This window comes from Pokkaliibacter plantistimulans (assembly GCF_003194385.1).
Lineage (GTDB): Bacteria > Pseudomonadota > Gammaproteobacteria > Pseudomonadales > Balneatricaceae > Pokkaliibacter > Pokkaliibacter plantistimulans.
Map to the genome: position 1 here is coordinate 1 of NZ_LAPT01000193.1, position 1,082 is coordinate 1,082.

Here is a 1,082-nt window from a genome sequence, read left to right on the forward strand (position 1 = left end):
TAGGTATAGTAATCAACCACTCTAACTTTATCTTTATTATGTATCTCACGCGAGACATATACCAAATTCACTCCAATATTTTTCATGCTTGAAACTATTTCTTTATATTTATTTCTTTTTATTTCATTTAAAATTTTATAACCATCACAATTCAAATCTATACACGACTGACTAATTTCAGAAACTCCATCTAAAGACATTATTAGATCATTAACTTGAAAAAATAATTTCTCATTATCTTTATACATTCTTTTAGAAACATCTATCTCATCTTCTTTATCAAAAAAAATAAAATAAATAGTTATCAATGCAACAATAGAGAGGAGAAAAAATCCTTTCTTTATATACATACTATGGCCCTCACTTCCATTCATCCAACGCATCCCAACCTTTCATGATATCTATACCGTCTCTAGGGTTGTCACCAAAAGTTCTACCTGACTCTAAAGCCCGACGAAGACCTGACTCAGTAAAAATAGAATACATCCTATCAATCTGTCTGCCACTAGGCACACTTAATTGAGAGGCAATAATTCCAGCCTCTAAAAAGTTATCCACTGTCGTTGTTTGAAAGCCTAATTGATACCCAGCAGCACCCAGTACAGCAGTATTTAAGCTGAGCCCCATTTTATGTGCCATTAATCCATAATGCCAATTACCAAACCGCTGCACCCTGTCTCCATAAATCGCGACAAGAGTTTGGTCTTTTTTGTAATCCATATTCCCATTAGTTTTAACTTGATCAATGAAATCAAAAAGACCTGTAAATAAATTTTTATCTCTTATTTTTCCCATAATTTCTAAATTATTATATATTGGAACATGAGCAATGATGTCACCAAATCCTCCTGACTTCTTCTCTGTTCTGCTTAAATTTCCCTTCATTGACTCGTTAACGCCTTCATACGTTTTGTCATCCTTACAGTCACATGTTGGATATAACCCCGTCGAATCTATGTATTTATAAGGGTTGTTATACGCATAGTCATATCGATTGATATGTTCTAACCCCCCCTGCAACGGCCCCACCGGGTCTATCGCCATAAACCGCCCTACCACCGGGTCGTAATAGCGCGCGTTCA

At 35.4% G+C, this 1,082-nt stretch carries 2 protein-coding genes; both read right to left on the reverse strand.

From position 1 onward, the window contains the following. The coding region (locus tag WH50_RS25765; RefSeq protein ID WP_133251439.1) for a hypothetical protein at positions 1-374 on the reverse strand (374 nt) is incomplete at its 3' end. Beyond that, on the reverse strand, positions 361-1,082 hold a 722-nt coding region (locus WH50_RS25770), incomplete at its 5' end, for an RHS repeat-associated core domain-containing protein (RefSeq protein WP_243410285.1). The genes WH50_RS25765 and WH50_RS25770, both read right to left, overlap by 14 nt.